Origin of the sequence: Simiduia sp. 21SJ11W-1 (genome assembly GCF_024138675.1) — a bacterium.
Lineage (GTDB): Bacteria > Pseudomonadota > Gammaproteobacteria > Pseudomonadales > Cellvibrionaceae > Simiduia.
On record NZ_CP090959.1, the window covers coordinates 2,156,853 to 2,181,237 of the forward strand.

A 24,385-nucleotide genomic window follows, 5' to 3' on the forward strand; every position below is an offset into this window, starting at 1 on the left:
TCCGTACTACTTGGAGGCACCCTACTTTGATGTCCTGCCAATCATCGCTACGAAGTGCTTGTTGCGCAACCAAACTCCGGATTTCGCTTTTCCGCATAACGCCGGTGGCATGGGCGGCTGCAGCGCAGCGGAGGCCGTCCAGCAGCGATAGCTGCGACATGACCACCCTTGTTAAAACTGCGATCTGCCTAACCACCTACAAGGTGCGTTGTGAAGCGGCAGCGTAACCCACACCTAATTAATTTTACCCGCAAGAATGCCACAAACAGGACAACCTGCGAACCTTAATATTAAACCGAAAGAAGCTACAAACTGTACGCCACTACGGACTTAAACGTGGCACGGGGAGAAACTGCGATATTGACGCTGGCACACTCCCTGATGCCGATTACTAGACTACTGGTGCTTATTTTGATTCTTGAGGCTCTCACAAAAACGCAGAGCATTTTAACGCCGCCAACATGGGTAGCGCTAGCTGGCGGAAAATTTGTTTCAAATTTTATGACAGCTTGCGCTATCCCCTATGCTTGGCCTTGTTATGACTTTGAATTACTACCAGCTTTATCTACATGATAATTGGCATAAAAAAGTAGTACCAAAATTCCAAAGCTTACAAAAGTTGATAGGCATGAGCCTAAATATGTAGGCGCAACACCATCACCAAACATATGATCTCCAGGGTTAACAGAGCCTGACAGCAACATGTAGGAAATCATTGTCGATTGCGTAAAAAATAGCAGAGTCGGTACAGCTATGACGCCTATGAACACCTTCTTCCCACTCATCCAAACTCCTAATGCCAACCTGAGTCATAACAGCTTATTCAACGGCGAGTCTAAATCTAGACCGGCCTTCCATATCTAGACATGCCTGTGTCTACATCTAGGCATGCCATCCATTTAAGCCAAATAATGCCATAAGTTAGCTGGCATGTGTCTATATTTGGCGCCATTGAAAACCTTAGCCAAACGCGATGTGTCTAGATCTAGCTTCGGCTTGTTAATTTTCAGGCTTGGGGCTGTATTTAGACATGTCCAGATTTAGACGTGGCCATATTTAGACATGTCTAAATCTAGGCCTGTGCATATATAGACTCGCCTGCTATTTCTCTGTACCTAAGTACGGTTATTTACGGCGGGTTTGCGGGCTATAAAAAACCCAAATCTACGTCTGTGCAGCGGGCGGCAGCATCGGCAATGATGCTGTCTGCCAGGCCCAGCGCAACTACCTGGTGCCTTGGCAGGTACCATAGCCGTTGAATTCGGCTCCATCGCGCGCCCAGTGCTTTTACTTTTGCACGTAGCTTGTGTTGGCTGTAGTGAAGGCTAAAACCCACAAACTCTCGGTTTTCCGGGTGAGCCATTTTCGGGCCGCCGCTGTCTTGCGGGGCCGGGTATTCATCTACGATGATTTCTATGGTGATAAAGCGCCTGCCGGGCACTTTGCGGTAACGCACGGCTACCAGGCGTTCGCCGTGCACTTGGTAAAATTTACGAGCGCCGGGTTTTGTGGGTGCAATGGTTTTGGTGACTTGCATAATGAATTCCCTTTCTGGTTTGCGAGGTTCAAACTTTTTAAGGCGCGTATAAGGCGTGCAGCACTAGTGGAAATCTCTGGAGCTTAGCAACAGCTCAGGCATGAGCGATGAGCAATCCTCAATGTGCCCGGCAATTAAATGAACCACCCTGCCCTCGCGCTCCACCACGCCTTTCACCAGCAGTAGCCGCCCCTTAAGGATGGCGCGCCGGCAGCGCTCTTGCAGGCTTTGCCATACCACCACATTGGTGTTGCCGGTTTCATCTTCAAGCGTCATAAACAGCACACCCGAAGCGGTGCCCGGGCGCTGGCGCCCCGTCACTAACCCCAGCGCGCGCACAAAGCGGCCGTGGGGTGTTGCCAATAACGCTTGCGCACTTTTACAGCCCTTAAAGCGCGGCTCTTTGCGCAACAAGCTGATGGGGTGCTCGCCCAAGGTGAGCGCGTGGGTTTGGTAATCAAGTACCAAGGTGCTGTAGCTATTGGCGGCGGGTAGCTTGGCGGTTTCGGCCAGCGCCTCGTCTGCCGCAGGCGTTGGGGTGTGGTCTGGCACGTCGAACAGCGGCGGCTGATCCAAATCCAGCACTGCCCACTGGGCCCGGTAGCGATCTGCCTGAAAGGCGCTCAAGGCGCCGCAGGCCGCCAGCTGCTCAAGTTCGGCCGTTGAGAGTTGCGCGCGTTGCTGTAAGTCTTTCAAAGACCGAAACGGTGCGCGCTCACGGGCAGCCACACAACGCGCTACGGTATCTGCCCGCAAGCCTTTCACCAGGCGCAGCCCCAAGCGCAAGGAGGGTTGCGCTTCAAGCGCTGCCCGGGCCTTTAGGTTTTCCAGCGTGTGATCCCAACTGCTTGCGCGCACATCCAGCGGCAGTACCGCCACCTGGTGGCGGCGGGCATCTTGCACCAGTTGTGATGGCGAGTAAAAACCCATGGGCAAACTGTTGAGCAGGCCGCAATAAAATGCCGCCGGATAGTGACATTTTAACCAGGCAGATACATACACCAGCAATGCGAAACTGGCCGCATGGGATTCAGGAAAACCGTATTCGCCAAAACCTTGCATCTGCCTGAATAAACGCTCGACAAATTCAACACTGTGGCCACGGGCCGCCATGCCGTTCATTAATTTATCGCGAAACCCGTATAGATTTCCGTTGCGCCCCCAACTGGCCATGGCCCGGCGCAGTTGATCGGCCTCGCCACCACTGAAGCCTGCAGCCACCATGGCCAGTTTAATTACTTGCTCTTGAAATATCGGCACGCCCAGGGTGCGCGCAAGGACGCCTTTGATGGCATCGCTCGGGTAGGTAACGGCCTCTTCACCATTGCGGCGGCGCAGGTAAGGGTGAACCATGTCGCCCTGAATGGGGCCCGGGCGCACTATGGCTACCTGTATCACCAGGTCGTAAAAAGTGCGCGGTTTCAGGCGCGGCAACATGGCCATTTGCGCGCGCGACTCTACTTGAAACACACCCACGCTGTCGCCACGGCACAGCATGGCGTAGGTTTTAGGATCTTCCTTGGGAATATCACCCATGCCAATGGCCGGCGTTTGGTAGCTATTGATTAACGCAAGCGTTTTGCGGATTGCCGTGAGCATGCCCAATGCCAGCACATCCACCTTCAACAAGCCCAGTGCTTCTATGTCTTCTTTATCCCATTGAATTACTGTGCGCTCGGCCATGGCCGCATTCTCAACGGGCACCAACGTGCTCACCGGGCTTTTGGTAATCAAAAAGCCACCCACATGCTGGGATAAATGGCGGGGAAACCCCAATATGGCGTGCACCAAACTCACAAACTGTTGAATTACCTGCCCCTCTGCGGGCAGGCCTGCCTCTTGTAAGCGCGCAAGTATTTGGGCCGGTTTATCCCACCAGCTAAGGTTGCTGCTGATTTTTTCAAGCAGTAAAACATCTAACCCCAGCGCCCTGCCCACATCGCGCACCGCGCTTTTGGGGCGGTAAGTAATAACGGTGGCCGCAAGTGCGGCGCGTTCGCGGGTGTATTTTTGGTAGATGTATTGAATCACTTCTTCGCGGCGCTCGTGTTCAAAATCCACATCAATATCTGGCGGCTCATTGCGTTCTTTGGAAATGAATCGCTCAAACAATAAATCGCTTTGGGCCGGATCTACCTCGGTAATACCCAGGCAATAGCACACGGCCGAATTGGCCGCAGAGCCGCGCCCCTGGCACAAAATTTTGCGGCTGCGCGCAAAGCGCACCAGATCGTACACAGTGAGAAAATAATATTCGTAGGCAAGCTCCCGTATGAGCGCCAGCTCTTTGGCCAGTTGTTTTTCCATGGCGGGCGTGGTGCCCGCAGGCCACCGGCGCTGTGCGCCCTCGTAGGTAAGCCGCGCCAGGTATTGCGTGGCAGAAAGCCCTGCCGGCACCACCTCGGGCGGGTATTCATAACGCAAATCGGCCATGCTGAAACGGCACAGGCTTGCCAGATGCACACTTTCCTGCAGCAGCGGCGCCGGGTAAATTTCCGCCAAGCGCTCCAGCGGGCGCAGGTAGCGCTCTGCATTCACCTGGCGCCTTTGCCCCAGCGCCACTACCGTGCAATTGTGGCGTGTGGCGCTCAATACATCTTGCAGGGGCTTGCGGGTAGCCGCATGCATGTGCACGCCGTTGCACGCCACCATGCTCACCCCCTGCCGGGCCGCCAGGGTGTAACAACGCTGGTAGTGTTGCTGATCATCGCCCGCCCCCAGCAAGGCAACGCCCAACCACAGGCGCTGTTTAAAGTAGCGCTGCAAACGCGCAAGCTGCGCTTGCTGTTGCGACTCTGAGTGGAGGCGCGCGGGTAAAAAAATGGCCAGGCACTGCTGGGTGCCAAACTGTAAATCGTGTAAAAACAACTGGTATTCGCCCTTGCTGGCGCGGCGGCGCGCACGCGTGATCAGGGCAGAGATTTCACTGTAGGCCGTACGGTTGGGCGCGAGTAACACCAGTTGAATATCCGCCAGATCACAGGCTTGATCTTGCAGGGTAAATTCACTGCCAATAATTAAATGCAAACCCACAGCCTGTGCCGCCACGTGGGCTTTTACTACGCCGGCAAATGAGCATTCATCAGTAATGGCCAAGGCCTGGTAACCCAATTCATGGGCGCGCAAAACAAGCTCTTCCGGGCGCGAGGCTCCGCGTAAAAACGTGAAATTGCTGACGCAATGTAATTCAGCAAACATACACGCCCGCCCCAAACCATGCCTGACGCTGATGACAAAAAAAGACGCGCACATAACCGCAGCCTTTGCGGGCAACGAAATAATCGCGCCGCTGGCGCTGCGCCCACCAGTGGCTATCTATGCGCTCGGCCAAACTCGCCAGCACCAGTGGTTCGCCCTGCCACATTAACCGCCCTGCACGCAGCAACAGTGGCTGCGGCTCGTGGTAGAGCCAGGGGCTCAGCATGCACTGCGGTGCCGCCAATGCAGCCCCGCTCCCGGGTAGTTCGGTGGCAACCGCCGGCCGGGCTTTGGGCTTGGCCAGGCGCCGGGTGCCCGCGCGCACAGCGCGCTGTTGCAGCTCGGGCAGGTGTTCATCGCACAACTCAAAGCCCACCAACTGGGTGTGAGACAAGCGCTGGTAAAGCCTGTCTAGCAGGCGGTTGGCCTGCTCTGCGCCATCGCACAACTCGGGAAACAACCCCGCCGCCGGCGCCTGTTCTGCGGTGAGTTCCGGCACCTGCAAGCCCACCACTTCCACTGGCGCGGCCAGGGTAAATTGCTCAAGCTTGAGTGTGGTAAGGGCTAGAAATTCACCCACATCGGCATGGGCGCGCTGCACGCTGACGGGCAGCTCGCTGCAGGTGCGATCTACATGCACAAAGCGCCAACATATCTGCTTGCACACCAGCTGGCGCTGGCGCAAAAACTGTTTTAACTCAGCCAAGAGCGCATTAACGGGCGTGTGCAAATGGGCCACCTCGGTAAGCCCATACATAAACACCTGGTTGCGATTAAATTCAGGCGGCTCGTTAAAGTGCGGGGCAAGCTCTGGCGCCAGCCCCTGCAACTTGCGCAAAAGTTGCACTAAGGGCTGATCAAAACGGCGGCCAATACTGGCCTTAGGCACCGCCAACAATTGGCCCAAGGTTTGAAAACCCGCGCGGTTGAGCCGCTGCAGGCTGGCCTTTGGCAGCGGCAAATAAGCCAGCGGTTGTGCGGCGACTGCCTGCTGCCACTGGCCGGATTCCAGCGCCTGCAACTGGGCGCTTAAACTCATAGCGCCCTGCGGTTTGGCGCGCGCCTCAAGCTTTGATGGCCCGGCAGCTGCACCCGGGGCCGCAGGCGACAGCCCACCAGGGCTTCGCGCGTGAAAATTGGCCAGCGCCAACAGGCGGGCGCCGGCCGCCGTGGGCGCAAGCCCCACTGCGGCGTCACAACCCCAGGCATGCAACTCGCGCGCAATGCGCCCCAGCAGCGCATGCAAGCCACCGAACAACCGCACACTGGCCGCCAATTCAAGCATTAAACGCCGGGGAGGCTCGGGTATAACCGCCGAGGTAAAGCCGTAGGCCCACTGGGCCAAGGCACGCAAGAGTGCATCGGCATGTTCGGGCTCATGGGGGCGCAACACAATAGAAGGTATTAAAGCCTGCGCGCTGGCCAGGCTCATGCCCGCCTCTACCCCGGCAAGCTGTGCCGCGCCATTACACATCACCAGTTGGCTGCCCTGGTACAGGCCCAGTGGCCGAGCCTCAACCTGCTGGCGTTGCCAGTGATCTATGGCCAAGGCCGGAAAATACAGGCACAGCCAGCGCTGCCCCGTGTCTGCCCAGGCACCTTGCCGAGCGCCACTCATGGGCTAGCCATTAACCAGTGAGGCAAGCGTTGCACTGCGCTGCACAGGCGTGCGCTGTGGCAACTGCGGCAAGGGCTCCAGGTGCACCGGCCACTCGGCCAGCGGCGCCATAGTGCGCGCACGCAACTCGGGCCAGAGGTTGAGTACCAGCTTCTGCCCCGCCCAGCCGCCGCGTTGCTTGAGCACGGTGAGCGCCAGGCCATCGGCTGCGGGTTGGGCCTCCAGGCGCAAGGCGGCAGGCGAGGCTTGGGCGCCGGCGGCCTTGGGCCGTACCAGCAGGTGCCAGCTGCCGCCACGGGCCGCCGCCTGCTGTAGCTGGCGCAGGTCGCGATCGGTGACACCGCGCAGTGGCAACCACTGGCACACCAACGCGCAGCAACCGGCGCGCAGGGCGAGGTCTGCCGCCCACAGGCTGTCGCGCAGGCCGGTGTTGTGAATAACCCATAGCCGCTCAGCCGGCCACCCCAGGCGCGCGAGGTAGCTGGCACTCGGCAACAGCGGCGGGTTTATAAGCAGCAGGTAGCCGGTGCGCTGCTGCAGTGCCGGCCACAACAGCGGCCAGTTCAGCCCCTCGGCCAACAGCTCGGTAGTGGCACCCAGCGGCCAGCCGCCATCGTGCAGCGCGTGATCCAGCTCGGGAAACCCCGTGGCCAATACCTGCCGGCTGCGCACAGCCGAGCGCGCGCGCCAGAGATCCTGGCGCTGGTGCAATAACTGTTCAAGGCGGTGGGCCCGCTCTGGCTGGCTGGATGACACCCGCTGCATAACAAACCTCCAACGGCATGGGAGTGAGCAACCCAGATTACTGTATTTTTATACAGTATATCAAGCGGCAAAAAATCGCCGCTTTGGCAAAAGCCTTGCCGGTGATGCGTCAAAAAAATGTAAGCGCCTGCCAACTGCTTGTGCAGCAAGCATTTAGGCTTTTGATTTTGTTGAAGTTTTTAACGCTTGCCAGAGGTGGCACGAATTTCGCTGAAGCCCCATACCAGCTCGCTACACGCGGGCACGACATTACGCCCACGGGCCAGGCCCGTTTGCCAAGGGGTAGACTTATGCAGGAATCCAATCAGGTTACGCCGCTGCGCAATGGCACGGCCAATAAGCGCAAGCTCACCCGCATTGCCATTCAGGAAGAACCAGACCTGCGCCATAAGCTGGTGCACGCCCTGCAAACCACGCTGGATGTACAAAGCCTGCTGGATATATTCATCAAGTACCTGAATCGCCAGCTGCCCATTGGCGGCCTGAGCTACCGCCACCCAAGCCGCGGCATTCACCTTTCGCTGGGCCAGGATAATCGCCACCATTGCGACTACCGCCTGATTACCCCGCGCGATAATCTGGGCGAGATTCGCTTCAACCGCGCCAAGCGTTTTAGCGAGGCCGAAATGGCGCGCATTGAATCGCTCTTGGGCACACTCATCTACCCGCTGCGCAATTGCCTGCAATACCAGGATGCCCTGAAGGCGGCCCTGCACGATGCCCTCACCGGCACCGGCAACCGCGTTGCCATGGACAACGCCATGCGCCGCGAATTGCAACTGGCAAACCGCAACGAGCAACCGCTGGCGCTGATGATGTTAGACCTGGATCACTTTAAACAAATTAACGACACCTACGGCCACGCCGTGGGCGATGAAGTGCTGCACGAAGTGGCACAAACGGTAATGCAAGTGGCCCGCGCCACCGACATGACCTTCCGCTACGGTGGTGAAGAATTTGCCGTAGTATTGAACAACACAGATTTACGGGGCGCCGAAATTATTGCAGAGCGCGTGCGCACCGCCATTAGCGAGCTGGAAATTCAGCAGGGCAACCACACACTGCAGGTAACTGCCAGCATTGGCATTTGCCAATGGAAGCCCGAGATGCACGTGAAAACATTTTTTGAACAGGCCGATAAAGCCCTGTACCTGGCAAAGCAGCAAGGCCGCAACCGCGTGGTGAGCCAAAGCCCGGAAAGCGCAGCTGTAGGGGCATAGAAGCAAAGCCGAACGGGTGTTTAGGTGCGCAGATGGAAAGGTATTCAGATAGATAGGTGCCCATATGCGTAAATAAATAGCAAAGCAGATGGTTAAGTGGGTAGATCAATAGCAGCCTGCAAGGCCGAACCATTCACTTACATTTTGCGAACAATCCACGAACTAAGCACAAACAACACCCACACACTATAAAACGTGCAGGCAGGCCCACAACTGCCAGGCCCTGCTACAGCTAGCCAAACAAATCTAACTGCTCTTCATCAACGGGCGCACGCCTGCGTTTGGGCGCGCGCAACGCCACCTTGGTGCTGGCGGCAACCGCAACGGATGCATCTTCAAGGGGTAAACTCATCGGCACCGGATTTACCTTCTGGGCGCCCGCCTCTTTAAATTGCGCGCTTTTTTCAGCAGGTATTTTTTTACGGGGTTTGGGCGGCAATGCCTCTTCGCGTTGTGCAGCAGGCAATGGTTGGGCTGCCGCGTTTTCCGTGGCTGGTTGCACGTTTATAGATTGTTCAGCGGCAGATTCTGCATCAGCGGGCGGCGTTTGAGGCCGTTCAATTTTTGGTGTTCTCACTAACCGCTGGCCGCTTTGTATATGGCCAGCGGCTGACTCAGGCTTGCGCTCGCCTTCAGTTACCGGTTGCAGCGCAGGTGTTGCACGCGCTTTTTTTACAATAATCTTCTTGGCGCGCGGCTTGGGGTTAACAGCTACCGGGGCCGGTTCTGCTTGTGGCTCTGTTTGTGGTTCTGTTTGTGATTCTGCTTGAGAGTCTGCTTTTGCGGCAGGCGGTAACGATTCAGGTTGCACGGGCTTTGATGGGTGGGCTTGGCATTGCTCACCATCAGCAGGGCCAACCGGTGCCACTAAAGGCGCGCCGGCCCAACTAATACCCTCGCCCGCTTGCTCCCGCAAGGGCGCGTGGTTTAGCCAGGGTAAAAAATCTGCCCAGGCCGCAGCTGCATCGCAATAGGCCACGCCTTTCAGGTAGCGAATTTGCAGCGCTTGCTGGCGCAACCAGTCGGCCACAAAACACACTTCCACACCCGCTTCCTGCAACCAGCTGGCAGCTGGCCGCCCGGCACTTGCCACCAAAAACCAATGCAAGCCTGCGCCCTCACGCTCTACGGGCAGGCCGCGGGCAAAACAGCCATCCACCAAATTGCGCAGCGCCGGGTCTTGCGACTCGAAGCGGCTCTTGATGACATCGCACTGCGCACCCGCCAGTAATTGGCGCGCTGCCTGTGTGTTTTTTGCTCGAATGGCAAGAATGAATTTCATGCTAACTACAACGGAAAAAAGGCGGCAATTCTAACGATTTTACCCCGCCCACAACAACTGAAAATGCACGTTTCAAAGCACACCCGGCCCATGCTTGAGCTGAACCTGATCAGCCTGGCAGCCTTCGCCCTGGGCGCGCAATTTTTTAAGGGGATTGGCCAAAAAACTGGCCAAAAGCTGCTCGGCGCAGGCGTGGCTAGCCACCACCGCATGGCCCACTTCACTAAATACCGCAGATTGCCATACCGGCAGCTGTTGCTGCAGGGGCGTAAGCCAATGCGCCGGGGTAATTGGGTCTATAGCGCCGTTAAGCAGCAGCACGGGCATGGGCAACCGCCCGGCCAAATCCAGCGGCAGCTGCTCACTGCCACGCACGCGTTCAAACAGATCAACGGCGCATACATCCCACTGCATTTGCCCCTCAAGGTAGCGCCGGTAATGGGGGCTTTGGGCCAGCGCTGCATGAATTTCGTCATCATGCACCGGCCGGTTATCTTTGCACTCGGCGGCGTAAAACACGAGCTCCGAAAAAATGGGGTCGAAGGCGTTATTGATGAAATTTTCCGAAAGCCGGGCGAGCGCCTCGTCATCACCCAAAGGCACCTGCCTTAGGGCCTTCCCCACTTGGGGCCAGAGGTATTGATCGTAAATGGCGCCGAACACAATTTGTAAAAAGCGCTGGCCATTTACCACCAGGGTATAGGGCGCCTCGCCGTACCAACTGGGTAACGACAGGCTCACCGGGTGGCGGTCAAGCCGGGCCAGTACCTGCTGAAACAATTGCTCACTGGGCCAAGTGGCGGCGTGATACTCGGTACAGGCTTGCCTGTCACACCACTGGAAAAAGCGCTGCATGGCCTCGCTCATTAACACCGGCCACTCTTCATCGCTACCGCGCCCGGGCGGGTAAACGGAATCGAGCACGAGCGAGCGCAACACAGGCGAGTCAGCGGGTGTTATTTGCGCGTGTTGTTCAGCAATAGCCAACGCCAAACGGGTACCGTAAGACACCCCCCAAAGGTGCCATTGCTGATAGCCGCGCGCGCCAGACAAAGCCATCATTAACGCTTGCATGTCGCGCGTGTCGGCCTGCGTACCCAGGGCAGAAACCGCAATGCGATCGGCCGCGGGCTCTGCACTCAGGTGTTGCTCAAAGCACAAAGACATGGCGCTGTGAATGGCATCGTTTTCGCGCTCGGCAGAATAATTTTTACTGAGCAAACGGCGGTAGGTGCGCCGGAATGCACGGCACTGCAATGCCGGTGTGGCAAGCCCGGTGCCACGCCTGTCTACCAGCACCAAATCTGCATTCAATGCCAAACGCTGGTATTGCGCTTGCCAATAGGTCATATCCTCTGCAGATAAAAACGCGCTGCCACCCGGCCCGCCGGAAAGGTACAACACCGCCTGCGTTCCCGGAGTTTGCGGCTTGGCTGCTTGCAACACCACCACCGGCAAATTGAATTGCTGGCCGGCCTCTACTACTTCAAACCGGTAACACTGCACGTTGGGCTCGGCTTCAAACCAGCAATCAACAGGCAGCAGTGTGTGGCCATCAACAGCTGCGGGCTGAGGTTCCACCGCCCACTGCATCATCAAGCGCGCCACAAGCAGCGCCACCAACAACAGCGCGATTAGCACACACCCCATGCCCACAAGCGGCCGCAATTTAACGCTCACGATAACAACCTCGCACTCAGTGCAGGCCAAGGCAAGGTATCGGGTGTGGCAAAGGCCGTGGCCAACAGGCCTTGTACGGCGGGTAAATCAAACAACCCACCGGCCGGCGCCGCGCTGAAACTGAAGTGTTCATCAAAGGCTGAAAAATGCAATTGGTAGGCATGCAAATGCCCGCGCACTGGCGCTTGAGTTTCAGCAGCTGGCGCTTGGTCATAAATCGGGTCGCCCACAATGCTCACGCCCTGGCTTTTGAGGGCCACGCGCAGCTGGTGGGTTTTGCCGGTGTGTGGTTTCAGAAGGTACAGGCGCCGTTTTTCACCCAGGCTTTCGCTGAAGAATTGGGTAACGGCAGGCTGCTCCATACTTGCTAACAGCTTCCAGCTTTTGCGCCGGCTACGGGCCATATCGCCGGCAATGAGGCCCTGCTTTTTTTTGGGTTTACCAACGCCGATGGCCAGGTAATATTTTGTAAGGCGGCGCTCGGCAAATAATTTGCCGAACACCTGTGCACTTGCGTGCGAGCGGGCAAACAGGGTCAGGCCCGAGGTCATTTTATCGAGCCTGTGTACCGGCCAGAGGGGCTCACCCAGCGCCTGGCTTACGCGCACAGCCAAGCCGGGCTGCGCGCCTTCGGAATGAAAATCCACGTTGGGGAACTTATTTACCACCACAAAATCGGGTGTTTGAGCCACCCAGGAAAAACCCTCACTCACCGGTTTGTAACCACAGGCACGCGCCCGAAACCTTTTGTAGCTTTTCCAGTTTTTGTTGGTGCGCGGCAAGCTCTGCGGCATCGGCCTGAACCACGGGCAGTGCTGCACGGTTGGCGTTAAGCCTGCGAATACCTTGCTTGCCGCCTGTGTCTTTTTTCTCGCTGGCAGAGGCAAAAGACAGCGCCTCTTGGCCGCCGGTCATGAGCAGGTAAACATCTGCCAGAATTTCGGCATCAAGCAAGGCGCCGTGCAAATCCCGCTGGGAGTTATCTACCCCGTAGCGTTTACACAAGGCATCAAGGTTATTCTTCTGGCCCGGGTGTTTGGCGCGCGCCAGTGCCAGGGTATCTACAATGCCGCAATAGGTTTCAATGTTGCGCTTGCCATCGGCGAGCATGCGAAATTCGTGATTGATAAACCCAACGTCAAAGGGCGCGTTGTGAATAACCAGCTCGGCACCATCCACAAAGGCCAGAAAATCATCGGCCACTGCGCGAAACAGCGGTTTGTCTGCCAGAAACTCATTGGTGATACCGTGCACATCGATGGCACCCTGCTCCACTTCGCGATCGGGGTTGATGTACTGGTGGTAATGGCGCCCGGTGAGCTTGCGGTTTATCAGCTCTACACAACCGATTTCAATAATGCGGTGGCCTTGGTTCGGGTCTATGCCGGTGGTTTCTGTATCGAGTACTATTTGACGCATATCTGCACGCTTTATTCGGTTATCAATGTTTGCAAGAAGGCTTAGCTGCGGGCTTTTTCAATACCGAGATTGGCCAACTCATCGGCAATTTCGTTTTCCCGGTGGCCGGAGTGGCCTTTCACCCAGGCCCATTCAATTTGATGGCGCGCGGCCTGCTCATCGAGGGCGCGCCATAAATCTTCATTTTTCACCGGCTGGCGGCTGGCGGTTTTCCAGCCGTTGCGCTTCCACTTGGCCATCCAGCTGGTGATGCCTTGGCGCACGTATTGGGAATCTGTGGTGAGCAGCACCTCGCAGGGCTTGTTTAACGCCCTGAGCCCTTCAATGGCCGCCATTAATTCCATGCGATTATTGGTGGTGTGGGCCTCGCCGCCGCACAGGGATTTTTCCTGCTCGCCGTAGCGCATTAACACGCCCCAACCGCCGGGCCCGGGGTTCCCCTTACAGGCGCCATCGGTAAACAATTCTACTTTTTTCACACACATCCTTACTGGTTCAGGCGCCCGCCCGCGGCGGGCAAAATCAAACCGCAGAGGATACCAGATCAGGATTCCGAAGGCGGGTTTTTGTAGCCCCGATTGCGACCCATGCCGGGCTTGTTGCCAGGGCCTGGCGCTGCACGGCGCTGGGCCACCTTGTTGGATTTGGGCATGGTGCGTGCACCCAAGCCCTGCAACACCTCCCGGCCCGCCCACACAGGCCGGATGGGCGTGAGCGGTGTGACCTCTTTGCGGGCCACCATCACGTAAAAGCCGCCGCCTTGCCACTGCCAGCGCTCGCACCAGCTATCCCAGGTGTGCATGAGTGCCAGCGCCCGCGCGCCCTGAATGGGCGGGCGATAAAACCCGCGGCTGAGGCTTGTGGCCTCGATATCCAGCAGCCTCAGCCAATCGGTCAAACGCCGTACAGACAACGCCTGATAACGCCAGTGGGGCTCGCGCCCCCAAGCGGCCAGCGCCTTCCACAAGCCCAAAAAGCTCCAGGGGTTAAAGCCCACAATCACCAGATGGCCGCGGGGAATGAGCACCCGGGCTGCCTCACGCAGCACCTGGTGCGGGCGGTTGGAGAACTCCAGAATGTGGTGCAACAGCACCACATCGGTACTCTCTTGCGGCAGGGGTAATTGCTCAGGTAGCGCAAGGGCCGCAGGCCCGTGCGGTGATTGGCTGGCCTCCAGGGGGTTTAAGCTAAAGCGGTGCAATATGCGGCTGGTGGTGGTGAGCTCAAGGTTGCGGCACACGCTCATCTGGCAGAGGTGGTAGCCAAACAGGCACTGGAGCACTTCGTCTACTTGCTGCAGCTCGCGGCTCAGCATTTCGCGCCCCACGGGCGTGCGAAACCAGGCCTCCATGGCCGGTACCGCCTCCGACAGCGGCGGCAGCCCGCGGCCCCAGTGCGTGAGGCCGGGCAGACGTTTAAAGCGTTCGGGCGGGGTGAGATAACTCATACACTCTCCATGGCACCTTGGCTGTTAGGTTAGCTTCTGGTTTTTCACTTCTCTATTATGGACACAGCCACCGGCGCTTTGCCACACTGCGCTGCCAGCCGCCAAGGAGACCCCATGCTCGATTTAACCCCAATCCCCGCCTTTTCAGACAACTACATCTGGGCCCTGAGCGATGGCCGCCAGTGCTGGGTGGTAGACCCGGGGGAAGCCGAGCCCGTGGAGCGCTGGCTGGCGCTGCAGGCACTGCCCCTTGCGGGCATACTCATTACCCATCACCACGCCGACCACATAGGCGGTGTGGCAGCCCTGTGCCAAGCCCGGCCGGGCCTGCCCGTTTACGGCCCCGAGACCCCAAAGATTCGCGCCATTACCCACCCGGTGGATGCAGGGCAAAGGGTAACCATTGGCCCCTGGGTGCTGGAGATACTGGCCGTGCCGGCCCACACCCTGGATCACATTGCCTACTTTTTAGCCCCCGATGATCAGCAACCGGGCGCGCTGTTTTGTGGCGACACCCTCTTTGCGGCAGGCTGCGGGCGCCTGTTTGAGGGCACGCCCGCGCAATTGCACCGGGCGCTTGCGCAATTTAAAGCACTGCCGCCCTCAACACTTGTGTGCTGCGCGCACGAATACACCTTGGCCAACCTCGCCTTCGCCCAGGCCGTAGAGCCAGGCAACAGCGCCATTAGCGAGCGCTGCACCCAAGAACAATGCAAGCGCGCAGCCGGCCTGCCCACCCTGCCCTCCACCCTGGCGCTGGAGCTTGCCACCAATCCGTTCATGCGCACACACATACCAGAGGTGCAGCAAAAGGCCCACTTGCAGGCCGGTACGCCACTGGCAGACGAGGCTGAGGTCATGGGTGCCCTGCGCCGCTGGAAGGACAACTTTTAAGACAAAAAGCTATTAGCATGACGCAGGTTTATGATCGTTTGTTGACCAGCCTGCGCAGCCTCCCTACAATTCACCGCAATTACGCAGATAGTTTCCGGCACCCAATGAAATACACGTTGAAACCCTTGGCCGTGGCGCTTGCTGCGTGCGGCTTGCTGTACGGTTGCAGCCAGACCCCGATTCAAGAGGTGGCCACACCTCAGAAAGCCCCTACCACCCACGCCTTTTGCCCGGTTGATGAAGCCGAGTGGCTGGCCTTTGCGCCGGCCGAGCACCCGGATGTATGGGATCGCATACGCGCAGGCATGCAGATAGAACCCGCACACAACCCGCGGGTAGATACCTACATCAAGTGGTATTCCAAGAACAAACGCTACATGGAGCGGGTGTCTGAGCGGGCCAACCGCTACATGTACCATATTGTGTCTGAGCTGGAAGCCCACGACCTGCCACTGGAACTGGCACTGCTGCCCATTGTAGAAAGCGCCTTCGACCCTTTCGCCTACTCCCACGGCCGCGCCTCGGGCATTTGGCAGTTTATTCCCGGCACCGGTAAGCACTACGGCCTGAAGCAGAACTGGTGGTACGACGGGCGGCGCGACATCGAAGCCTCAACGGGTGCCGCTATTCGCTACCTGAGCAACCTCAACCGCCAGTTTGATGGCGACTGGCTGCTGGCTCTGGCGGCCTACAACACCGGCGGCGGCAACGTACGCAAGGCCATTCGCCGCAACAAAAAACAAGGCAAGCCCACGGATTTCTGGTCGCTCAAGCTGCCCCGCGAAACCCGCGCCTATGTGCCGCAATTGCTGGCGCTGGCCGAGCTTGTGCGCAATCCGGATCAGTACGGCATCAGCCTGCTGACCATACCCGACACCCCCTACTTTGAACGCATTGATGTAGATGCCCAAATGGATCTGGCACAGGCCGCCGAGCTTGCAGAAATGCCACTCGATGACCTCTACCACCTGAACCCGGGCTACAACCGCTGGGCCACAGATCCCGAAGGCCCCTACCACTTCCTGCTGCCGGTGGAAAAAGCCGGGCTGTTTCGCCAGAAGCTGGCCGCACTACCGGCCCGCGAGCGCGTAAGCTGGGCCAACTACACCGTTAAATCCGGCGACAGCCTGAACCTCATTGCCAAGCGCTACCACACAAGCGTGAGTGCATTGAAAACCGCTAACGACCTGCGCTCGAACATGATTCGCAAGGGCCAGACACTGGTGATTCCCGTGGCCAGCCAGCCGGTGGAATCTTACGCCTACAGCCAGGATCAACGCATCAAGAGCAAGCAGGCGCGCTCGCAAGGTAAATCCGGCAGCCAGAAAACCAGCTATGTGGTTAAGCGCGGCGACAGCCTGTGGAAAATTGCCAGCGCACACCGTGTGAGCGTGCGCGACGTCGCCCGCTGGAACGGCATGGCGCCGAAAGACCCGATCAAACCGGGCCAACGGCTGGTGCTTTGGTCTAATGTGCAGGTTGCACAAAACACCAGCAGCAACGGGGTTATTCGCAAGGTGAACTACCGGGTGCGCCGTGGCGATTCACTGGCGCGCATTGCAGGTAAATTTAACCTGCAGGTATCTGACATTTTGAAATGGAATACCATGGATACCAAAAGCTACATTCACCCTGGCCAACGCATCACGCTGTTTGTGGATGTCACACGGGTTAACTAACCCGAACGCTTTAGGGCACTCAAAACACCCAAAGCCCCGGCAGCCACCCGGCTGACCGGGGCTTTTTCTTGCAGCTCAAAACACGGGCACAATCAACAATAGCCAGCAATCGAAAGTGCACCGCTGCATCCGGGCCCCACTTAGGCCTCAGCCCTTTCTCGCTGAAGTAGCCTTACCAAAGCCTTTGCAAGGGCTCGCAGCAGACAAGCCTGTAATACTAGTCACACCATAGATTCACGCCAGAGATTCGCCCCATAGGCGGGATGCCGCTACAAAGGCAACTGAAATGTGAATCGCAACGCGTGGGGTTTAACGCCTCCCATGGCAAAGCCAGCCGCGCACAAAAAAGCCAGCGCGAGGCTGGCTTTTTTGTAGCGGGCAAGATCAGGTTTTTAGTAAACCTTGATCTCGGCCTTGGCCTTCAGGTCTGCCTCAAAGGCTGCCACTTCGGCGGCGGCAATTTCATAGCGCAGGCGATTGGCCAGCGCCGTGCGCTCTTCTGCAGACAAGGCAGTGAGTGAGCCGTCTTCAACTTTTACAAGCTTCACCAATACCAGATCACCCGATTGCACATAGGCCTGGCTGTAGGCTGCCTGCTCGCCCTGCAGGCTCATGTCGAACACATGGGCAAGCAAGGTGGCATCGTACTGGTCGTTGTCACGCTTGATATCACGGCTGATTTGCCACTCTACACCCTGGCTGGCGGCAAGGGTTTCCACATCGGCACCAGTACGCAGCTCAGCCAACAAGGCCTCGCCTTTTGCCGCCAGCGCATCCTGCGCCTTTTGCTGGGCAAGCTGTGCTGAAATCAAATCGGAAACTTCGGCCAATGGCTTTACCTTTGCAGGCAGGTGCTCAGTCACCTTCACCACCGCCACACTGGATTCATCCAATTCCAGCACCGGGCTGATATGGCCATCTTTAAGTACGTCTGCGGCAAAAGCTGCCTCTACCACGCGAGGATCTGCCGCCAAACCCTGACCGCCTGCACGCGAAAACGCAGGCACAGTTTGCACCTGCAAGCCAAGGGTAGCAGCTACATCTTCAATGCTGTCGGTGTTATAGGCTTCTTCTTTCAAACGCTCCAGCACTTCAACAAAACGCTGCTGGGCTTTGGATTCAGCCAGCGCCACGCGAATCATTGGCGCTTCTTCGGCCAGTGTTGGCGGCTCGGCCTGATCAACGGCCACAAGCTTGATGACGTGGTAGCCGGCATCGGTTTGCACGGGCGCGGAGTACTGGCCCACTTCGAGCGCGGCCAGCGCTGTTTCAAACTCCTCGGGGAAAGTATCACCAGAGGTGAAACCCAAATCACCACCGGTTTCACGGGTGCCCAAATCGTCCGACAAGCGCGCAGCCACGGCTGCGAAGTCTTCGCCGGCGGCCAGTGCTGTTTCAATTTCAGCAAGCTTGGCCTGGGCTGCAGCTTCGTCTTCGGCTTCAACCAGAATGTGTGCCGCCTGGCGCACTGGCTCAGTCTCGTAAGACTTCATGTTCTCCTGGTACTGGGCCTCTACCTGCTCATCGGTAATTTCAATGCCGGCGGCAATGTCGGCCACGTTGAGCTCAATGATTTTGGCGCTCACACGCTCAGGCACCTGGAATTTATCCTGGTTTTCCTGATAGTAGGTTTCGATTTCCGCATCAGACACTTCGGTGCCTTCAAGCACCGGCGCCAATGGCAGGGTTACCCAGTAAAAATCGCGCGCCTGCTCAGCGAGGCTCACGTATTGGGCAAGCTGCTGCTCGGTGACAAAACCCGACAGCGCTACTGCTGAGGTGTATTGCGCGGCAATGATTTCCTGGCGAATCATTTCTCGATAACCCGCAAGCGTATAGCCCATAGATTGCACCATGTAGGTGAAACGCTGCGAATCAAATTTTCCATCAACCTGGAAAGCCGGTGCGTTGACGATGAGTTCATCCAGGGCTTTGTCGCTGATGGTCATGCGGCCGGCCTCAGCACCTTGAATGCGAAGCTGGCGATTAATAAGGTTATCCAGTGCGGGCGTACGCAAACGCTCGTCGGATAAAAAGTCTGCGGGCAGTTGATCGCCGAAACGCTGGGTAAGCTGATCACGCTGAACACTAATGGCGCGACGCAGCTGGTTTTCCGTTACGACATCTTCGTTAACTTCGGCAGCTTTGCCAGACTGTGCATCGCCAGTAAACAGGCTGTCTACACCAAAAAAGATAAAGGGTATTGAAATCAACAATACCAAGAACATCGCAACCGTGCCTTTTAGGTTGTCACGAAATGATTGCAGCATGGTCTACCCCAGCAAGTGTGTCACCGCGCAACGCGGCAATAGATCTTGTTAACCCGGCATTTATCTGCGCCGGTGATATGAAAAAGGCGCATCAGGGATGCGCCTTTTTCGCGATTGCCTGGCTAGCCTTTTGGCTTGCCAGCGCTCTGCTAACAGCAGATATTAACCGTTTACAGCATCCTTCAGCGCTTTACCGGCTTTGAAGCCAGGTACTTTTGCTGCAGCGATCTGAATCTCTGCACCCGTTTGCGGGTTACGACCGGTACGCGCTGCACGCTCTTTAACTGCGAAGGTACCAAAACCTACCAATACAACCTGATCACCTTGCTTCAACGCACCAGTGATTGAGTCAACCATTGCATCCAACGCACGGCCGGCAGCAGCCTTTGGGATATCCGCAGAAGCAGCAATCGCTTCGATCAATTCAGATTTATTCACACTAAACCCCTTTTATTATTACAAGTTCCACTGTTTACAACGAAAACTGTAACGACTATTAAAAATTAAACAACGTCTGTTCAAGCCGCGCTCTGCCTGACCATCGCGTAACGAATTGCGATTTATACCAACTGTGCAGAGGCCGGTCAAGGCATGAATCGCAGAATTGGCGCGGCCTGCACGGGTTTTTACGGTTTTTTGCGGAACCGGGCAAAGCCTCGCCACTACGATCAAATAATAACCAGTTAATGCGTGCTGATTCGCTTCTGGCTATCTTGCGCCTGCTGCTCCAACGCCCGGTATTCTTCATCCGAATAGGGCTTTGGCATGTCTTGCAGTGCAATTTCGAGCACCTGATCTACCCATTTCACCGGCAAGATGCGCAAGTCCGCTTTGATATTATCGGGAATATCGCGCAGATCACGCTCGTTATCGGCCGGAATTACCACGGTTTTGATGCCGCCACGGTGTGCCGCCAGCAGTTTTTCTTTTAACCCGCCAATGCGCAGCACCTCACCTCGCAGGGTGATTTCACCGGTCATGGCCACTTCCGAGCGCACGGGGATGTCTGTGAGCACACTTACCAGTGCCGTGCACATGGCAATACCGGCACTAGGGCCGTCTTTGGGTGTGGCACCTTCGGGCACGTGAATATGGATATCCATTTTCTCGTGGTAATCAGGGGCTATGCCCAGCACTTGTGCGCGCGATTTCACAACGGTGAGTGCCGCCTGAATAGATTCCTGCATCACATCACCCAAGGAGCCGGTTTTAACCATGCGCCCCTTGCCTTTAACCGCAGAGGATTCAATGGTTAGCAGCTCGCCACCCACTTGTGTCCACGCAAGGCCTGTTACCTGGCCAATCTGGTTTTCAGCATCGGCGCGACCGAAATCGTATTTCATCACACCCAGGAAATCTTCCAGGTTGGCTTCACTGACGGTGACGCAATTTTTGGTTTTGTTTTTAACGTGCTCGGTCACCACCTTGCGGCACAACTTGGCCATCTCGCGATCCAGGCCACGCACACCGGCTTCACGGGTGTAGTAACGCACCACACCCAAAATGGCGTCGTCGGTCACTTCAATTTCGTGCGCTTTCAAGCCGTTGGCTGTCATTTGCTTGGGCACCAGGTAGCGCTTGGCAATATTGAGCTTTTCATCCTCTGTGTAGCCGGGAATACGAATAACTTCCATGCGATCCAATAGCGGGCCGGGGATATTCATGGAGTTGGATGTACACACAAACATCACGTCTGAAAGATCGTAATCCACTTCGAGGTAGTGATCGTTAAACTTGGCATTTTGCTCTGGGTCTAACACCTCAAGTAAGGCGCTGGCCGGATCACCGCGGTGATCCATGCCCATCTTGTCGATTTCATCCAATAAAAACAGCGGATTTTTAACGCCCACTTTCGACATTTTTTGCACGAGCTTACCGGGCAGCGAACCAATGTAGGTGCGGCGGTGGCCGCGAATCTCGGCCTCATCGCGCACACCACCGAGCGCCATGCGCACAAATTTGCGATTGGTTGCACGGGCGATAGATTCACCCAGTGACGTTTTACCCACACCCGGTGGACCCACTAAACACAAAATAGGCCCTTTAACTTTTTTGACGCGCTTTTGCACGGCCAAGTATTCAAGAATACGCTCTTTCACTTCTTCCAGGCCGTAGTGATCGGCTTCCAGAATATCTTCGGCACGGGCCAGATCGTGGCGCACTTTACTGCGCTTATTCCAAGGCACGTTTACCATCCAGTCGATGTAGCTGCGCAGCACCGAGGCCTCGGCCGACATGGGCGACATCATTTTCAGTTTGGCAAGCTCGGCCTTGGTTTTTTGATCGGCGTCTTCGGGCATTTGAGCATCGGCAATTTTACGCTCGAGCTCATCGAACTCGTTGCCCTCTTCGCCAATATCGCCAAGCTCTTTCTGAATGGCTTTCATTTGCTCATTCAGGTAGTACTCGCGCTGGCTTTTTTCCATCTGCTTTTTAACGCGACCACGAATGCGCTTTTCAACCTGGAACAAATCTATTTCGGCTTCCATCAAGCCCAGCAGATGTTCAAGGCGCTGGCGCACAGAAATCATCTCGAGGATTTCCTGCTTCTGCGCCAATTCCAACGACATATGCGCCGCTACAGTATCGGCCAAACGGCCCAGATCATCGATTCCCGAAAGCGAGGTCATCACCTCGGCGGGCACCTTTTTGCTAAGGGTGACGTATTGCTCGAACTGGGTCATGGCAGAGCGCAACAGCACTTCTGCCTCACGCTCGGGCACATCATCGGAGGCCAAGGTTGCAATACTGGCCTGATAATAGCCGTTCATTTCGATGATATTGTTAAGCTTGGCACGCTCGCCGCCCTCTACCAGCACCTTGACAGTGCCATCGGGCAGTTTCAGCAACTGCAAAATGGTGGAAACTGTGCCGATGTCGTATAAATCATCGCTGGTTGGGTCGTCATCAGCGGCATTCTTTTGTGCCACCAGCAAAACCTGCTTGTCGGCAGCCATGGCCGCTTCCAGTGCCTCAATCGACTTGGCACGCCCCACAAACAACGGAATGACCATGTGGGGGTAAACCACAACATCACGCAGGGGTAGCAAAGGCAGGTCGGCGCTGCTTTCAGTGGGTGCTTGGTAATCCATAGGGTGCCTCTTTATCTATGTTGACCGTTACGCGGGGCTTGAGTGAAGCCTAGCAGCTGTTTCGGACGGCCAACGGTACAGTCATCTGCGTTTTTACGTTACTCACACAGTGGGGGCGCTGTCTACTGTTTACAAGCGCTAAGGGCCTGTGGGCATAAAAAAAGAGCCTCTTAGGCCCTTTTTTTAATCGATCTGGTGACTTTCTAGTCTTGGGGCGCCGCTTTCGCAGGCTGCTCCTGGGTTTCGTACACCAGCAAGGGCTCAGACTCACCCTTGATCACAGACTCGTCTACCACCACCTTGGCCACACCCTCTTCGGAGGGAATGCGGTACATGGTATCAAGCAACACGTTTTCCATGATCGAGCGCAAACCCCGGGCACCGGTTTTGCGGTCCATAGCCTTTTGGGCCACGGCGTCGAGCGCGTCTGGGCGGAAATCAACCTCTACGCCTTCCATCTCGAACAGACGGGCATATTGCTTGGTTAACGCGTTGCGCGGCTCGGTGAGGATGGTAATCAGCGCGTCTTTATCCAGCTCTTCAAGGGTTGCAATCACCGGTAAACGGCCAATGAACTCGGGAATCAGGCCGTAGCGCACCAGATCTTCGGGCTCAACATCGCGTAGCACTTCGCCCACGTTGCGTTTGTCATTTTTGCTTTTGACCTCTGCGCCAAAGCCGATTCCACCCTTCTCGGAGCGATCGCGAATGACTTTATCTAGGCCCGCAAATGCGCCACCACAAATAAACAGGATGTTGGCGGTATCTACCTGCAAAAACTCCTGCTGTGGGTGCTTGCGTCCGCCCTGGGGCGGCACAGAGGCCACGGTGCCTTCAATGAGCTTCAACAGCGCCTGCTGTACACCCTCGCCCGACACATCGCGGGTAATTGAAGGGTTATCAGACTTACGGGAAATCTTGTCGATTTCATCGATGTACACAATGCCCTGCTGGGCCTTTTCCACATCGTAGTCGCACTTTTGCAGCAACTTCTGAATAATGTTCTCAACATCCTCACCCACGTAACCGGCTTCGGTGAGAGTGGTGGCATCGGCGATGGTAAACGGCACATTCAGCATGCGGGCCAGGGTTTCTGCCAGCAGGGTCTTACCGCTACCGGTGGGGCCCACCAACAGAATGTTGCTCTTGCCAAGCTCAACGGGCTCTTTGTCTTTACCGGTCTTTTCACCCGTGCGCAGGCGCTTGTAGTGGTTGTATACCGCCACTGCCAGCACCTTTTTGGCTACTTTTTGACCAATGACGTATTGATCCAGGGTTGCGGCAATTTCTTGCGGCGTAGGCAGCTTGCCACTGTCGCCCTCGGCCACAGCCTCTTGGATTTCTTCGCGAATAATGTCATTACAGAGGTCCACGCATTCATCACAGATGAACACAGAAGGACCGGCAATCAGCTTGCGAACTTCGTGCTGACTCTTGCCACAGAAGGAGCAATACAACAGCTTGCCGTTGTCATCTCCACCTTCTTTTGTGCGATCGGTCATCGATCCACTCCAGTTACCACATGTCTATTCATACAAGATGCAAGCTTTGCCCTGTTTTTTCAAGTGCAAACCACCCTGAAACGGGAGTTTAGCCCCTCCGGGCGCTTAGATCCTGCTATTACGTCTTACTTTTCAGCCTTGGGGCGGCTCGCCAGCACTTTATCGATCAGGCCGTACTTCAGGGACTCTTCGGCACTCATGAAGTTATCGCGCTCGGTATCCTTGGCAATCTCTTCGGCAGTGCGACCGGTATGCTCGGCCATGATGGTGTTCAGGCGCTCGCGAATCTTGAGGATTTCCTGGGCCTGGATGTGAATATCACTTGCCTGCCCCTGCGCACCGCCGCTTGGCTGGTGGATCATGGTGCGGGCATTAGGCAGGCAATAGCGCTTACCCTTGGCGCCAGCGGCCAACAAAAATGCCCCCATACTGCAGGCCTGCCCCAAGCACATGGTGCTCACATCGGGCTTGATGAACTGCATGGTGTCGTAAATCGACATACCTGCGGTTACCGAGCCACCGGGCGAATTAATATAGAGGTGAATGTCTTTATCGGGGTTTTCTGCTTCAAGGAACAGTAGCTGGGCCACCACCAGGTTGGCCATGTGATCTTCCACCTGCCCCACCAAAAAGATGACACGCTCTTTTAACAGGCGCGAGTATATGTCGTAAGAGCGCTCACCGCGGGCGGTTTGCTCAACAACAATGGGCACCAAACTGTTGGTTACTATGCCGGAGGCACCATCAACTGCATCAAAACTTGCCATCTTGATTGTTAATTC

The 24,385-nt window shown here is 56.6% G+C and carries 18 protein-coding genes; 3 read left to right on the top strand and 15 right to left on the bottom strand.

The genetic code is table 11. From position 1 onward, the window contains the following. Positions 1–1,147 precede the first annotated feature (1,147 nt). The 4 genes from L1F30_RS09590 to L1F30_RS09605 form a co-directional block, all read right to left on the bottom strand. Positions 1,148–1,537, bottom strand: coding sequence for a hypothetical protein (locus tag L1F30_RS09590; RefSeq protein ID WP_253355676.1), 390 nt, complete (start codon positions 1,535–1,537; stop codon positions 1,148–1,150). A gap of 63 nt (positions 1,538–1,600) precedes the next feature. Next, on the bottom strand, positions 1,601–4,735 hold the full coding sequence (locus L1F30_RS09595) for an error-prone DNA polymerase (protein WP_253355678.1): 3,135 nt from the start codon (positions 4,733–4,735) through the stop codon (positions 1,601–1,603). Further along, positions 4,725–6,353 carry a DNA polymerase Y family protein gene (locus L1F30_RS09600; RefSeq protein ID WP_253355680.1) on the bottom strand — a complete coding sequence of 543 codons (1,629 nt, stop codon included), beginning with the start codon at positions 6,351–6,353 and terminating at the stop codon, positions 4,725–4,727. The genes L1F30_RS09595 and L1F30_RS09600 overlap by 11 nt, the downstream gene beginning before the upstream one ends. Before the next feature lie 3 nt (positions 6,354–6,356). Then, positions 6,357–7,118 carry an SOS cell division inhibitor SulA gene (locus L1F30_RS09605; protein WP_253355682.1) on the bottom strand — a complete coding sequence of 254 codons (762 nt, stop codon included), beginning with the start codon at positions 7,116–7,118 and terminating at the stop codon, positions 6,357–6,359. 290 nt (positions 7,119–7,408) lie between these two features. Here L1F30_RS09605 and L1F30_RS09610 point away from each other — a divergent pair, with 290 nt between their 5' ends. After that, a complete protein-coding gene (locus tag L1F30_RS09610) occupies positions 7,409–8,338 on the top strand; it encodes a GGDEF domain-containing protein (RefSeq protein ID WP_253355684.1) in 930 nt (309 codons plus the stop codon). Positions 8,339–8,570: 232 nt separating this feature from the next. On the opposite strand, the gene L1F30_RS09615 is transcribed toward L1F30_RS09610, so the two are convergent. From L1F30_RS09615 to L1F30_RS09640, 6 genes are all read right to left on the bottom strand, one after another. Then, complete coding sequence (locus L1F30_RS09615; RefSeq protein ID WP_253355686.1) at positions 8,571–9,620, bottom strand: hypothetical protein; 1,050 nt, start codon at positions 9,618–9,620, stop codon at positions 8,571–8,573. Positions 9,621–9,692: 72 nt separating this feature from the next. Next, positions 9,693–11,300, bottom strand: coding sequence for an alpha/beta fold hydrolase (locus tag L1F30_RS09620; protein WP_253355688.1), 1,608 nt, complete (start codon positions 11,298–11,300; stop codon positions 9,693–9,695). Further along, positions 11,297–11,992 carry a pseudouridine synthase gene (locus tag L1F30_RS09625; RefSeq protein WP_253355690.1) on the bottom strand — a complete coding sequence of 232 codons (696 nt, stop codon included), beginning with the start codon at positions 11,990–11,992 and terminating at the stop codon, positions 11,297–11,299. Before L1F30_RS09625 ends, L1F30_RS09620 begins: the two co-directional genes overlap by 4 nt. 13 nt (positions 11,993–12,005) lie before the next feature. Then, positions 12,006–12,719, bottom strand: a complete 714-nt coding sequence (dnaQ, locus tag L1F30_RS09630; RefSeq protein ID WP_253355691.1) for a DNA polymerase III subunit epsilon — start codon at positions 12,717–12,719, stop codon at positions 12,006–12,008. 41 nt (positions 12,720–12,760) lie between these two features. After that, positions 12,761–13,198 (bottom strand): ribonuclease HI, encoded by a 438-nt coding sequence (rnhA, locus tag L1F30_RS09635; RefSeq protein WP_253355693.1) that lies wholly within the window; start codon positions 13,196–13,198, stop codon positions 12,761–12,763. A gap of 65 nt (positions 13,199–13,263) precedes the next feature. Next, positions 13,264–14,166 carry a class I SAM-dependent methyltransferase gene (locus tag L1F30_RS09640; RefSeq protein WP_253355695.1) on the bottom strand — a complete coding sequence of 301 codons (903 nt, stop codon included), beginning with the start codon at positions 14,164–14,166 and terminating at the stop codon, positions 13,264–13,266. Positions 14,167–14,280: 114 nt separating this feature from the next. Between L1F30_RS09640 and gloB the strand changes: the two genes are divergently transcribed. After that, on the top strand, positions 14,281–15,060 hold the full coding sequence (gene gloB / locus L1F30_RS09645; RefSeq protein ID WP_253355697.1) for a hydroxyacylglutathione hydrolase: 780 nt from the start codon (positions 14,281–14,283) through the stop codon (positions 15,058–15,060). 104 nt (positions 15,061–15,164) lie between these two features. Beyond that, entirely contained in the window at positions 15,165–16,739 is a 1,575-nt protein-coding gene (locus L1F30_RS09650) for a LysM peptidoglycan-binding domain-containing protein (RefSeq protein WP_253355699.1), read from the top strand. Positions 16,740–17,131: 392 nt separating this feature from the next. On the opposite strand, the gene L1F30_RS09655 is transcribed toward L1F30_RS09650, so the two are convergent. The 5 genes from L1F30_RS09655 to clpP form a co-directional block, all read right to left on the bottom strand. After that, positions 17,132–19,009 (bottom strand): SurA N-terminal domain-containing protein, encoded by a 1,878-nt coding sequence (locus tag L1F30_RS09655; protein ID WP_253355701.1) that lies wholly within the window; start codon positions 19,007–19,009, stop codon positions 17,132–17,134. A 162-nt stretch (positions 19,010–19,171) separates the two neighbouring features. Further along, a complete protein-coding gene (hupB, locus tag L1F30_RS09660; RefSeq protein ID WP_183910085.1) occupies positions 19,172–19,447 on the bottom strand; it encodes a nucleoid-associated protein HU-beta in 276 nt (91 codons plus the stop codon). Between the two features lie 245 nt (positions 19,448–19,692). After that, on the bottom strand, positions 19,693–22,101 hold the full coding sequence (gene lon, locus L1F30_RS09665; protein WP_253355703.1) for an endopeptidase La: 2,409 nt from the start codon (positions 22,099–22,101) through the stop codon (positions 19,693–19,695). Between the two features lie 203 nt (positions 22,102–22,304). Next, a complete protein-coding gene (gene clpX / locus L1F30_RS09670) occupies positions 22,305–23,603 on the bottom strand; it encodes an ATP-dependent Clp protease ATP-binding subunit ClpX (protein ID WP_253355710.1) in 1,299 nt (432 codons plus the stop codon). 125 nt (positions 23,604–23,728) lie between these two features. After that, positions 23,729–24,370, bottom strand: coding sequence for an ATP-dependent Clp endopeptidase proteolytic subunit ClpP (gene clpP, locus L1F30_RS09675; RefSeq protein WP_253355712.1), 642 nt, complete (start codon positions 24,368–24,370; stop codon positions 23,729–23,731). Positions 24,371–24,385: the final 15 nt, after the last annotated feature.